General features: G+C 25.2%; 10 protein-coding genes. 5 read left to right on the top strand and 5 right to left on the bottom strand.

What is annotated here, in order from left to right; all coding sequences use genetic code 4:
• Nucleotides 1–53 precede the first annotated feature (53 nt).
• Nucleotides 54–818 (bottom strand): hypothetical protein, encoded by a 765-nt coding sequence (locus tag KQ877_RS01980; RefSeq protein ID WP_216535885.1) that lies wholly within the window; start codon nucleotides 816–818, stop codon nucleotides 54–56.
• A gap of 207 nt (nucleotides 819–1,025) precedes the next feature.
• Here KQ877_RS01980 and KQ877_RS01985 point away from each other — a divergent pair, with 207 nt between their 5' ends.
• On the top strand, nucleotides 1,026–3,458 hold the full coding sequence (locus KQ877_RS01985; protein WP_216535886.1) for a hypothetical protein: 2,433 nt from the start codon (nucleotides 1,026–1,028) through the stop codon (nucleotides 3,456–3,458).
• 40 nt (nucleotides 3,459–3,498) lie between these two features.
• On the opposite strand, the gene ftsH is transcribed toward KQ877_RS01985, so the two are convergent.
• The 4 genes from ftsH to KQ877_RS04195 are packed head-to-tail and all read right to left on the bottom strand — an operon-like array spanning nucleotide 3,499 to nucleotide 9,253.
• A complete protein-coding gene (gene ftsH / locus KQ877_RS01990; RefSeq protein WP_216535887.1) occupies nucleotides 3,499–5,592 on the bottom strand; it encodes an ATP-dependent zinc metalloprotease FtsH in 2,094 nt (697 codons plus the stop codon).
• Between the two features lie 56 nt (nucleotides 5,593–5,648).
• On the bottom strand, nucleotides 5,649–6,524 hold the full coding sequence (gene tilS / locus KQ877_RS01995; RefSeq protein WP_216535888.1) for a tRNA lysidine(34) synthetase TilS: 876 nt from the start codon (nucleotides 6,522–6,524) through the stop codon (nucleotides 5,649–5,651).
• Nucleotides 6,525–6,526: 2 nt separating this feature from the next.
• Nucleotides 6,527–7,081, bottom strand: a complete 555-nt coding sequence (pth, locus tag KQ877_RS02000) for an aminoacyl-tRNA hydrolase (protein WP_216535889.1) — start codon at nucleotides 7,079–7,081, stop codon at nucleotides 6,527–6,529.
• Between the two features lie 9 nt (nucleotides 7,082–7,090).
• A complete protein-coding gene (locus tag KQ877_RS04195) occupies nucleotides 7,091–9,253 on the bottom strand; it encodes an AAA family ATPase (RefSeq protein WP_216535890.1) in 2,163 nt (720 codons plus the stop codon).
• A 150-nt stretch (nucleotides 9,254–9,403) separates the two neighbouring features.
• On the opposite strand from KQ877_RS04195, the gene serS reads away from it, so the two are divergent.
• The 4 genes from serS to KQ877_RS02025 all read left to right on the top strand — a co-directional run bounded on the left by serS (nucleotide 9,404) and on the right by KQ877_RS02025 (nucleotide 13,428).
• Complete coding sequence (serS, locus tag KQ877_RS02010) at nucleotides 9,404–10,669, top strand: serine--tRNA ligase (protein WP_216535891.1); 1,266 nt, start codon at nucleotides 9,404–9,406, stop codon at nucleotides 10,667–10,669.
• Entirely contained in the window at nucleotides 10,669–12,009 is a 1,341-nt protein-coding gene (gene rmuC, locus KQ877_RS02015; protein WP_216535892.1) for a DNA recombination protein RmuC, read from the top strand. The genes serS and rmuC overlap by 1 nt, the downstream gene beginning before the upstream one ends.
• A gap of 73 nt (nucleotides 12,010–12,082) precedes the next feature.
• The gene (locus tag KQ877_RS02020; RefSeq protein ID WP_216535893.1) at nucleotides 12,083–12,952 is read left to right on the top strand and encodes a thymidylate synthase; all 870 of its coding nucleotides are present in this window, start codon (nucleotides 12,083–12,085) and stop codon (nucleotides 12,950–12,952) included.
• Nucleotides 12,952–13,428 carry a dihydrofolate reductase gene (locus KQ877_RS02025; RefSeq protein ID WP_216535894.1) on the top strand — a complete coding sequence of 159 codons (477 nt, stop codon included), beginning with the start codon at nucleotides 12,952–12,954 and terminating at the stop codon, nucleotides 13,426–13,428. The genes KQ877_RS02020 and KQ877_RS02025 overlap by 1 nt, the downstream gene beginning before the upstream one ends.
• Nucleotides 13,429–13,437: the final 9 nt, after the last annotated feature.

A 13,437-nucleotide genomic window follows, 5' to 3' on the forward strand; every position in this document is an offset into this window, starting at 1 on the left:
TTCAGTGTTTACATTTGAATCAGAATCTGAATTATTATCTGTATTTTCTGTGTTTACACTTGAGTCAGAATTTGGATTATTTTCTGTATTTTCAGCATTTTCACTTGAACCAGAATTTGGATTATTATCTGTATTTTTTGCTTTTGAACTTCAACATCATTTTTATTTTCTGTTGAATTATTCTCTGTATTTGCATTATTTGTAGTAGTATTTGCTTTATCATTATTGGTTGTTGAATCTTTATTTTCATCTTTATTTGTAGATTCAGTCACTAATTTTAAAACACTATCTTCTTTAATTATTATTGCAAATTTATTGTTACTAATGCTGTCTTTTATACTCACATCATTTAGAAGTAAATCTTTAATTACAACATTTTCTAAATCGTGTATTAAAAATTCAACTTGAGTATTTTCAATAATGTTATCAATATTTATATTTTTTGTTAATACTTGAATATTTTTAGGTAATGTAATAGAATAAGTTTTTTGAGTCTTATCTTTATATTGAACTTCTATTATTCTTGTATTGGGTTGTAATTCTAAGATAAATGAATTATTTTCAATTTTTACATTTGTTTTTTTATTGTTTATTAGTAGGAAATCAAATTCTTTGTTTTTTGGTTTTAAAAGCTTAAATTTTACTTTTTGTCCACTATAAAACTTAGTTTTCTTTTCAGTGCTTTCTAATCCCCTTAGCACTAACTTCATAGGTGCGTTTTTATTTATACCTATAATAACACCAGCTGTTATAGCGGCCGATGTGATTAATGCAGTTGCTCCCAACACTGTTCAAATCATTAATTTCTTTTTAGCCATATATCCTCCTTTTGTTTCTAAATTATAACACATATTTAAAATCAATTTTTTAGCTCTAAAATAGAAAAGTTTGATCAATTTTTTAGCATTTTTAAAATTATATATATTTTAAAATAATTAGGTTTTTTAGAAATTACATATATAATGTTGTTTAATATGCCTTATTTAAGACAAAAATTGCTTTTTTTAAACAAAAATCGAGGATTTATGCATAAAAAATTATTATTATCTTTTGCTGTTTTACCATTTTTTTTACTTTCTGCAGCAACTTATAGTTCAAACGTAGATAAAACAATATACAAAAAACCTAATCTTGCGACAGTAACAAATACAAGAGTAATTGCAAATAATTATTTAGCTACTGATTGAATGAAAGAATTACCTGATACAAGAATTTTATCTTCATTAAGCCTACCTGGTACACACGATTCAACTATGTATAATGGATATGGGTTTTTATACTCATTTGGTGGTTCTCTTTTAGCAACAACACAACATTTTAATTTTGAAGACCAGTTAAAAATAGGAATTAGAGCATTTGATCTGAGGATGCAAAATGATGGAAGGTTAGTTCATGGTATTATTCCTTCTTATCAAACATTAGATGATGCTTTTAGATTTTATGTTGATTTTCTTAAAAAACATCCCACTGAATTTCTTGTTGTAAGAATTAAAGATGAAAATTTTAGTGTAGATAAACCTTATTATGCAAAACAAGCAAATGAAGAATATAAAAAAATAGTACATTACAAATACAAAAATTATATTTACAATCCCGAAGGTAAAGATATAAAGGAAATTACCCGTACAAAAGGTTTTAATATAGGTCAATATCGTGGAAAAATTATTATTTTAAATCATTTACACCACAAAATAAACACAGACAGCGTTGGTGGTTTTAGATATAGAAATGTAGTTGAAAATGACACAGTACAAGATAAATATGATGGAATAAATTCTAGTCAAGAAAAAGTAAAATACATTACACAACATTTTGAAAAATCAAGTAGTAAACAGTATTGAGATGCAAGATTATTTGTAAATTTTACTTCATATGCAAGCGGTCGTAGACCAGATACATCATCACCTGAAGTTAATCAAAATGTAGTCAATTATATTAATAATCACAATAATTTAACAACTCTTGGATTAGTTTTTAGTGATTTTCCAGGTCCGTCATTAGTCCAATCTATATATAGAACTAATTTTAATTACACTGATTCACTTTTGGAAAATGGTGCCTTGGGAGATAATGTTGAAAATTTAAAATTTGATTCTATTTATGAAAGGGACAAAAAAATAACATTAATAACTAATGACAATCCCAGTGCATATCGAAATTTAAATATTGAAATAAATATTAATAATAAAACTATTAAACATTTAATAAGTAGCAATTATAATTCTGATAGATTTGTTATAAATTTACCTGACGCTAATTTAAAACATTTACAAAAAATTCAAATAAAAACTTATAAATTAACTCTTGATTATAATTGATTCCCACAAAAAATATATAATCAAAAACAAACAGAACTATCAGTAGAAACAAATGAATTTATTGAAAAACAAAAAGAATTAGCAAAAATTCAAAAAGCAAAAAAAGATTTTAATTCAATAAAAGATAGCTTACAACAACAAATAAATATACTCAAAAATCAAAATAGTATCTATGAGGATTTAATAGAAAGAATACAAAAAGTCATTGAAACACACAGCAACATTGTTAATGGTGAAAATGTTAGTCTTTCGTTGGTTCAACATAGTACAAATTCTTTACAAGATTTTTTTAACACTCTAGAAAATGAAAAAAATAAATCTCTACAAAACTATGAAAAACAACAAAAAAAGCAAGAATTTGATAAATATAGCAATAGTTTTTATTTTTTGGTGTCAGAAAAAATTAAAAATAGTAAATTACCCTCACAAATTACTGGCAAAGATTTAGTTAAAAACACAGAAAATGAAAAATATAAAATTTCTAATATTTTTTTAGTTGGTGATGATGACAAGGGAGATATTAAAATAACATATAAAATTCATGATGTTAATAATGAATTTGAAAATATGGGAACTCAAATAATTCATGGATTTATTACTAATAATCAAATACTAGTTCAAAATACTAAAAAAAGATACAAAAGTGCTCTTTTTGATGCTGAAACTTTTTTAAAAGAAATTAAAAAATCTAAATATTTAGAAATTAAAAATGAATTAAATTCACAAATAAATTATTTAATAGGACATGAGCAAGAAGACTTGTCATGATATGAAAGTTCGATTCAAAAAATCTATGAATATATTCAATTGGCTAAAAATAAAAAAAGTGCAAAAGATAAAGCAATTGAAAATGAAAATCATAAAGGTAATAATTCTTCAAATGATGTAGATAATACAAAAATAGACACAGAATCAAACACCGATATTAAAAATAATAAAAACAATTCAAAATCTCTAGATAAGAATAACACAACTCAAGAGAATTCTAAAAATAAAATAGATTTAAAAAGCAATAAAGAAACAGTAAATAAAATGGGGAATTCGAACAAAAATTATTTATATTTTTTAATTCCGTTAGGATTAGGTATTGTATCTTTATTTTCTTGAATAATTTTTAGAAAAAAACATTATAAAAAATAGAAAAATGACGCATTTGCGTCATTTTGTTTATCATTAAATTTTAATTTTCTTCATTACTTGAAGTATCTAAATTTTCTTTGTTGTTTTCTTGTGGAGTTACTGAATTTTCTTTCTTCACCTCGTTTATTAGTGAATCAAAATCTAATTCTTTTGTTTCTTCACTTCCACCATATTTTTGTTTATCATCAAGAACTTGTGGAGGTAGTTGCATGTGTGTTGAAATGTATTCAATTTCTTCTGCAACTATTGTTTCTTTAATTACAAGAGCCTCTTTAATTAGTTCTAATAATTCACGGTTTTGTTCAAGAATTTCTTGAGCTTTTTTGTCTGCTTCCATAATGATTTTTCTAACAGCTAAATCAATTTCTTGTCCTACTTTTGAACTAAATGATGCATTTTTAGCATAATCTCTTCCTAAAAATGGATTTGATGAGTCTTCTTCATATTTAATTGGTCCAAGTTCACTCATACCTCATTCAGTAACCATTCTTCTTGCTATTTGAGTAGCTTTAGAAATATCATCACTAGCTCCTGTAGAAATATTATCTTCACCATAAATTAATCTTTCTGCAGCTCTTCCTCCCATAAATGAAGTAATAATTGCAAGAAGATCTTTCTTAGAACGATTGTATTTTTCTTCTTCAGGCATCATTAAATTATATCCACCAGCATTTCCACGAGGAATAATGGTAATTTTTTGAACTTTATTTCCACCTTTAATCTTGATTCCTACAACTGCATGACCTGCTTCATGGTAAGCTACTGCTATGTTTTCTTCTTTTGAAATAGTTCTAGATTTTTTAGCTGGACCACTCATTACTCTATCAATTGCTTCGTCAATTTGTTCTATAGTAATAACACCCGTTTTTTCTCTAACACTTAATAATGAAGCTTCATTAACAACGTTTTCTAGTTGAGCACCACTAAATCCTGGTGTTCTTTTTGCTACTTGAGCAAAATTAATTGTCTTATCAATTCTTTTACCTCTTGCGTGAAGTTTTAAAATTGCTTCTCTTTCTTTTACATCAGGTAATCCAACTGTTATAGTTCTATCGAAACGTCCAGGTCTTAATAAAGCAGGGTCTAAAACGTCTGTTCTGTTTGTAGCTGCCATAATTAAAATTCCACTATTTTCAGTTATACCGTCCATTTCAACAAGTAATTGGTTAAGTGTTTGTTCTCTTTCATCGTTTCCACCACCAATACCAGCTCCACGACTTCTTCCCACAGCATCTAATTCGTCAATAAATATAATTGCTGGTGATGATTTACGAGCTTCTCTAAACATTTCTCTAACTCTTTTAGCACCCATACCAACAAATAATTCAACAAAACTTGATGCAGATATAAATAGAAATGGAACTTTAGCTTCTCCAGCTGTTGCTTTTGCTAATAAGGTTTTCCCTGTACCTGGAGGACCTCCAAGTAAAATACCTTTAGGAATTCTAGCTCCTGCTGCAGAATATTTTTTAGGGTTTTTTAAGTAATCTACAAGTTCCATTACTTCTTCTTTAGCTTCTTCGTTTCCAGCAATATCTGAGAATTTTACTTTTGATTCAACTCTAATTGCTTGACTCTTAGATTGAGTAATTCCAGAAATTTGTCCTGAACTTTTGAAAATAAAGAAGAAGAAAATAATCATAATAAGAGTAACTATAGCAGATGGAATCATTCTTATTCATGAACTTGCATTATTGCTTGGAGATTGAACACCTTCTAAAACTCCATTATCTCCAGTTGGTGATATTAATGCTGCTTTGATTAAGTCATTACTCTTTGATAAATATGAAACTGACTTATAAAATTCTTCTTTTTGTCAAGGCATTGCATAAACATAAAAACTGTTTGTTGTATTACCATCAACCATTGTTATTGCAAAACGTCCTGTATAACCATCATCAATAAATTTGGTTATGTAAATGTTATCAGTCACATCACTTGCTGCTCTTAACACTTGTTGTTGTAGGAAGTAAATATCTTTTTTCTCAGTATAATCTTTTCTTACAAAAACAATAACTAAAATAATTGCGATAATTATTGCAATAATAATAAATGAAATCATTCATTTTGTTGCTTTAGAATTTCAAAATGAATTTGGTTTTTTATTATTATCATTGTCTTTATTATTTTTCATAAAACCTCCTTTTTGTCTTATATTAATAATATTTTAAATTATAGTTGGTTTTTTTCTTAATTTAAAATAAGTTTATGTTTCTTTTTATATAAATAAATGTCATTTTTTAATAAATATTTACTTGTTCTATTGGTTTGTGAAATAATAAACATTCATATTGAAGAAAGTTTATTTCATGAAATTTTAATATCTTTGAAGTTATCATGAAGTAAATAAAATAAAACATACTGAGGATATCTAATTTTTAAAAGTACTTTTTCTTCACAGCTAAATTCTTGTTCTCTTCAAAATTTAATTTCTTTTTCTACTACTCTACTAGTATAAGTAAATTTTTTGTTAGAAAAACGAAAAATTTCTATTAATTTTTGTTTTTCATCTTTTGTTAACAATTTTAATTTGTTTCTTATTTTATTTCTTGTATATACATTTAATGCATTGGTGTAATCTATTGCATATTTAATATTTTTTTCTTTTAATTTTTGCTCAATTTCGTCTTTTCAATATCTATGAACAAATGGACGATAAATATTCATTCCATTAAGTACATTTCTTTGTTTTATACCATAATAAAGAACATGTCTATTTGATGTTTTTTGCATAATAGCCGTTTCTAATCAATCATCTTTATGATGAGCTATAAGTAGTTTTGAACAATTATATTGATCATATATTTCTTTAAAGAAATCATATCTTTGTTCTCTTGCAATATCCTGAAAATTACCTTCATATTCAAAATCATCTGCTACACTGAAAATATGCATTGGTATGTTGTATTTTTTGCAAAAATCAGTAACAATCATCTCATCTTTTCATGAATCACTTCTTTTATTGTAATTAACAAAAGCAACAACGATATTGCGTTTTTTATACCTATCTAACATAAACACGCTATCAGGGCCACCACTAACTGCTAAAAGTAAAGTTTCTTCCATATTTACTCTGTCTGAGTGTTAAATTGTGTAATAGCAAAACGAATATCATTAAATAAAAATGTTTCTAAAAACTCTACACTTCTATTTATTGTTTTATTAAATGTTTCTTGATCAGCGGCAGGAATTTTACCCAAAACAAAATCTTTTGTATTATAAGTTGGTCTACCGATTCCGATTTTTAATCGTTTTAGGTCTTTTGTATTTAATTTATTGATTATATCAGCCATACCATTATGTCCACCAGCAGAACCGGTTGTTTTCACAACAGCTTTACCGATTGCATGATCCATATCGTCATAAACAACAATAATATCATTTGTGGAAATTTTAAAAAATTGTACAATTTGTTGAACAAAATCACCACTTAAATTCATATATGTTAAGGGTTTTGCAATAATAAAATCATCACCCTTAACAAATTCACCTTTAAATTTTTCTTTTCAAGAATTTTCTAATTCTAGTTTTTTTACTAAACTATCTACAACCATAAAACCTATATTATGTCTTGTGTTTTCATAAATTTCACCAGGATTACCTAATCCAATAATTAGTTTCATATTACTCCTTTACAATTTTTCTCAAAGTTTTTGAATTGAAGTGCTTCTTCTTGAATCTTTATCATTTTTTATTCCTATTTCCAGTGCAGATTTTTGACCATAAATAATAGAATAAGATTTTGCTCTAGTTATTGCAGTATAAATTAATTTTTTACTTAAAAGATTTTTTGCTTCATTAAATAATACAGTTAAAACTATTTCACTTTCTGATCCCTGATATTTATGTACTGACGTACAATATGCTAACATTGTTTTTTTAACAAATTCAGATGGTGTATAACTTATTGTTTTTCCACCTTCAAAAACTACAAAAATAAATAAAATTTGTCCTGAATTTGCATTTGTTTGAGAAATTTTTTCAATGTAACCAATTTCACCATTAAAAATATTTTTATTTGGATCATTTTCTAAATTAATAACTTTATCATTTAAATAAACAGTTCTACTAAAAACTTTATATGGTTTTTGATTTTCTAATGTTTTATAAAAATCTTGAATTTTTTCATTTAAATTATCAATTCCTGTCTGATATCTATATATAGGACTTAAAATTGCAATATCTTTTTTTGTATACCCTTTATTATGAAGCTCTTGAATTTTATTAATTATTATGTTTGAAAGTTGGTTCGATTCAACTTCAATAAAAGATGATCTATTTCCTTTAAATTCAGGAATTTGTGAATCATTAATTTTTTTTGCATCTTCAATAATTTCAAAATTTTCATTTTGACGATAGTTTTTTTCAAGATATATTGTGTTAGTAATTTCATTTTTTATAAAATCATTAATTAAATAACCTGAGCCAATTGCTGGTAATTGATCTTTATCTCCAACTAATATAATTTTTTTAAGATCATAACGATTTAATGCATACAACAAGTAATAAAATAAATCAGTAGATACCATTGAAAATTCATCGATTATTAAGACTTTAATGCTCAATGATTCTTCTCTTACTCCAAAATGTCCACCTTCTGTATCTCATTTTAATAAAGAGTGAATCGTCGATGCTTTTATAATATTGTGTTTATTTATATTTATTGTCGCCCTACCAGTTGGTGTTACAACCGCTATTTCTTCTTCTTTATATTGTTTTCTAAGTTGTTTAATAATTTCATTTGTTACTAGCGTTTTACCTGTACCTGGCGCTCCAGTTATTAAACTTAGTGGGTCTTTTAATGCTAATTCTACTGCTTGCTTTTGTACGCTATCTAATTTATTTGTCTTGATTTTAATTGGATTTCTATCACCATTTTTTAATAAATATTTTAATCTTAAGACTATATATTTTTCTTGTTCAAATAGTCACATAGGTTCAACAAATAAACTATTTAATTTTATGATTTTTTTTGTTTCAATTAATTTTTCTAAAGCTTCAAAAAAATCATTTTGCGATAAATTTGAGTCTTTTTTTCTTACTTCCATCAGCAAATTAGCAATAGGTATTTTTGTATTACCAGAATCAAATAAATAATTATTTAAAATGTCAAAAAGAAGAATTTGATTTCGTTCAGGTAAATGTTCTTTATTTAATTTAATGGCAATTTTTAAAATGTCATTAAATGAAATATTTTCAAGTTCAAAATAAAGTGGCCATGGATTTTCTGAATATTTTTTATAAAACTGACTTGCTGGACATGCTTGAATCAATTTCCCATAAAATGTATCACTTAGTCCACACTCATAGATAAACAAACGCAATTTAGTTGCAGCTTCATTATTTTTTAAATCATTACACAAATTTTCATATGTTTCAGATGAAATATTTAAATCTTCATGAGTTAATTTATTATCTTTAATTTGATCTAAAACATCAACACCATAAGTTTCTATAATTTGTTGAGCTTTAATAAGACCAATTCCTTTATAAGCACTAGATGATAAAAATTTTAAAATATAAGCTTTATCTATATCGTTAGTTTCTTCAATATTTTCTATTCCATATGTGCTTGGATACCGTGGGTTTTTTAAATCAATTAAAGTAATTTTGTAGATTTTATTATATTCAATTGTGTGTTTTTCAGTACGAAGAGAGATACTTTTAAATTTATTTAAAACAAAATTATTATCTTGTTCAATAATTTGACTAACGCTAAAACCAGTTAACCTAAAATTACCATCATTTGATAAAAATATCTCTTTTGTAAATTTTCCTTTAACTATTGTTGACATATATTATTAAATTTTAAACTAAAACATACTAAATAATGACAAAAAATGCATCCTGTTAGCTCTTTAAATTTTGGTTTTTAATTCATTTTCAAAATTTTCTATACTTATAAAAGTATAATATAAAGATATTACGTAAATCAGGAGTAAATTATGTTAGATCTAAAATGATTATTACAAAATCAAGATAAAGCAATAGAAGGTTTAAAAAACAGAAATTTTGACACAAATGAAGTACTAAAATTAATTGATCTTGTTACAAAAAGAAACAAAAAAACTTTTGAAGTAGAACAACTTCAAGCCCAAAGAAATCAATTTAGTGAAGAAATCGGTATTTTAAAAAGAAATAAAAAACCGGTTGATGAAGCTTTAGAAAAAGTAAATGAAATTAAAACATTAATTGAAAAAGAAAGTATTGAATTAAATTCTTTAAATGAACAAGTAGAGCAACTTGCTCTAAGTATTCCAAATATTCCTTATCATGATGTACCTGTTGGTAAAAGTGAAGATGAAAACGTTGTAATTAATGAATATCCAACACTGGGAAGAGGTTTAGTAAAAAATGTAAAACCTCACTACGAAATTGCAAAAGATTTAGATATAGTAGATTTTGAAAGATCAGTAAAATTAGCAGAAAGTCGTTTTGTTTTATACAAAAAAGATGGAGCTAAACTAGTTAGAGCACTTGCAAACTTTATGTTAGATACTCATATTAACAACGATTATGAAGAATTAATGCCAGCACATTTAGTTAATTCAAAAATGTTAGTTGGTACAGGTCAACTTCCTAAATTTAAAGAAGATTTATACAAATTAGAAAATGAAGACTTGTGATTAATACCTACTGCAGAAGTTCCTGTTACAAATTATCACAATCAAGAAATTATTGACTTATCACAAACTAAAAAATTTGTTGCATATACTAAATGTTTCCGTTCTGAAGCAGGAAGTGGTGGTAAAGATACTCGTGGATTAATTAGACAACATGAATTTCATAAAGTAGAACTTGTAAAATTATCAAGTAATGAAAATGTTTTACAAGATTTCTATGACACAGTCGAAGATGCTAAAAGCATTTTAAAATTATTAGAAATTCCTTTTAGAGAACTATCATTATGTACTGGTGATATTGGGTTTAGTTCAGCAAAAACAATTGACTTAGAATTATGAATTCCAAGTGAACAAAAATACCGTGAAACTTCTTCTATTTCTGTTTTCTTTGATTTTCAAGCTAGAAGATCAATGATTAGATACCGTGATAATGACAATAAAATTCAATATGCAAACACCATAAATGGTAGTGGACTTGCAATTGATCGTGTTGTGGCTGCTATTTTAGAAAATTATCAAAATGAAGATGGAACAATTTCAATTCCTAAAGTTTTAGTTCCATACTTTGGTAAAGAATTGATTAAATAATGCAATTAGCCTCAATAGTACTACTTATATTAGTTTTAATTAGTGTTGTTGTCACATTTTGTTATGTTTTTTGAGAAGTTAAAAACATTAAGATAAAAGTTTCAAATAAAAATAATGATGATAATTTACTAAAAGAAAATTTCAATAATTTAAATACTAAAGTGGAACAATTAAAAGAAGAAATTTTAAAAACAAGCGGTGGATTAACTGAAAAAATTTCAAACAATATTTCTTCAAATGAAAAAACAATCAAAGATATTAATAATAATGTTTTTCAATGAAAAGAAACATTTAGCAATGAATTTCAAAGTCTTAACAATAATTTCAATGAAATAAAAGAAAAAATTTTAAAAGATAATACAGAACAAATTGAAAAACTTACAAATCAAGTTTTAGATAAATTAGAACACATTACAAAAAACTTCAACAACACAATTGAAGGTGGTTTAAAAGATATTAATAAAACTTTTGAAGAAAAATTATCAAAAGACATAAATGAAAAATTAAATACACATTTTTCAGAAATAGCAAAAAGAATGAACGAATTAAATGGTAGTTTAATTAAATTTGAAACCATTCAAAATTCAGTTATGACTTTAAATAAGACTTTCACAAACGCAAAATTGTATGGTCAAGTTGGTGAGCTTAACTTAGAAAATATTCTAAATGAAATTTTTGGAACTTCTACTGAACTTTTCAAAAAACAATTTAATATTAACCCAAAAAATGATAATAAAGTAGATTTTGCAGTCAGAATCTTTGATAAAAACAATGAGTCACTTTGACTTCCTATTGATTCAAAATTTAATTTAGAACTTTATAGAAAATATATCGATGATCAAAACTATTTAAATAAAAAGAATTTAATGGATACAATTAAGCAACAAGCTAAATCAATATCAGAAAAATATATAGTCCCAAATGTTACATTAGATTATGCTATTATGTTTTTACCTTCTGAAGGACTACATGGATTTGTATACGATAATAATGAATTAGTTGAACAATTATGAAGAAATTTTAAAATAATTCCTGTTGGGCCATCAGCAATAGTTTCAGCATTAAATTGTGCACACTTGTTGTATAAACAAGCACAAATATCAAAAGATGCTTACAAAATAATTGGATATTTAGAAAATATTAAAACTAATTTCCAAAATCTATATAAGAATTTAAGTTATATTAAAAAATACAATCAAGACTCAGTTGATAAAATAGATATAGCTCTAAAACAAGCAGATAAATTTAACAGAAATGTAGAAGATATTTTAGGAAAAAAACTAGTAAGCGATGTAAAAAAAATAAAAGTCAAATCTGAAGAATCAGATGATGTAGAATAAAAAAAGATTTAATAACTTTTTTTATTCTTTTTTTATTATCATTAATAATATAAGAAAAAAATAAGGGAAATATATGAAACAATATTTAGATCTTTTGGCCTTGGTAAAAACAAAAGGTACAAAAAAAGATAATAGAACAAATATAGGAACAATAAGTTATTTTGGAACACAAACAAGATATGATCTAAAAAAAGGATTTCCGCTTTTAACAACTAAAAAAATGGCGTGAAAATCAATTGTTATTGAATTACTTTGATTTTTAAAAGGTGATACAAACATTAAATATTTAGTAGAGAACAATGTAAACATATGAAATGAATGACCGTATGAAAATTTTAAAAAATCTTCAGAATATAATGGTGAAACAATTAAGGAATTTATACAAAAAATTAAAGAAAGTGAAGACTTTGCAAACAAATTTGGAAATCTTGGTCCTGTTTATGGAAAACAATGACGTGATTTTTTTGGATTTGATCAAATCAAAAAATTAGTAGAAGATATAAAAAACAATCCATTTTCAAGGAGACACATTATAAGTGCATGAAATCCAGCTGAAATTGATAAAATGACTTTACCACCTTGTCATGCATTTTTTCAATTTTATGTTAATGAAAATAAAGAACTTTCGCTACAACTATACCAAAGAAGTGGAGATTTATTTTTGGGTGTACCTTTTAATATAGCTTCTTATTCTTTACTTTTAATGATGATTGCACAAGTATGTGATTTAAAAGTTGGTGAATTTATTCACACAATAGGAGATGCTCATATTTATTTAAATCATTTAGAACAAGTTAATTTACAAATTCAAAGAGAACCTAAAAAATTACCACAAGTTAAGTTAAATCCAAATGTCAAGAGTATATTTGATTTTAAATTTGAAGATATAAAATTAGAAGACTATGAATTTTGACCAACTATAAAAGCGGAGGTAGCTGTGTAATGATTAAATTAATTGTTGCAATGGATAAAAATAATTTGATTGGAAATGGCACAAAACTTCCTTGAAAAATACCAGAAGAATTGAAACATTTTAAACAAACAACACTCAATCACACACTGATTTTTGGTAAAAATACTTTTCTTTCTTTACCTCCATTATCATCCAGAAAAATATTTGTTTTATCTGATGTAGAAATAAATAAAGCAGATAAAACAATAAACAATGAACAACAACTTTTTAACTTATTTAATGAATATAAAAATAGCAAAGAAACTTTATTTATTGCTGGTGGAAAATTTGTTTATGAACATTATTATCAATATGCAGATAAATTAATTATTTCTAGAATAAAAAAGAGTTTTGAAGGTGATGTATATTTAAATTTAGATTTAAGTAATTACGAAATTACAAAAAAAGATGAACACGAAAAATTTGTTGTTGAGTATTGAAATAAAAAAATTAATGCAAAGTTATAAAATGTAACT

Origin of the sequence: Mycoplasma zalophi (assembly GCF_018914005.1) — a bacterium.
GTDB lineage: Bacteria > Bacillota_I > Bacilli_A > Mycoplasmatales > Metamycoplasmataceae > Metamycoplasma > Metamycoplasma zalophi_A.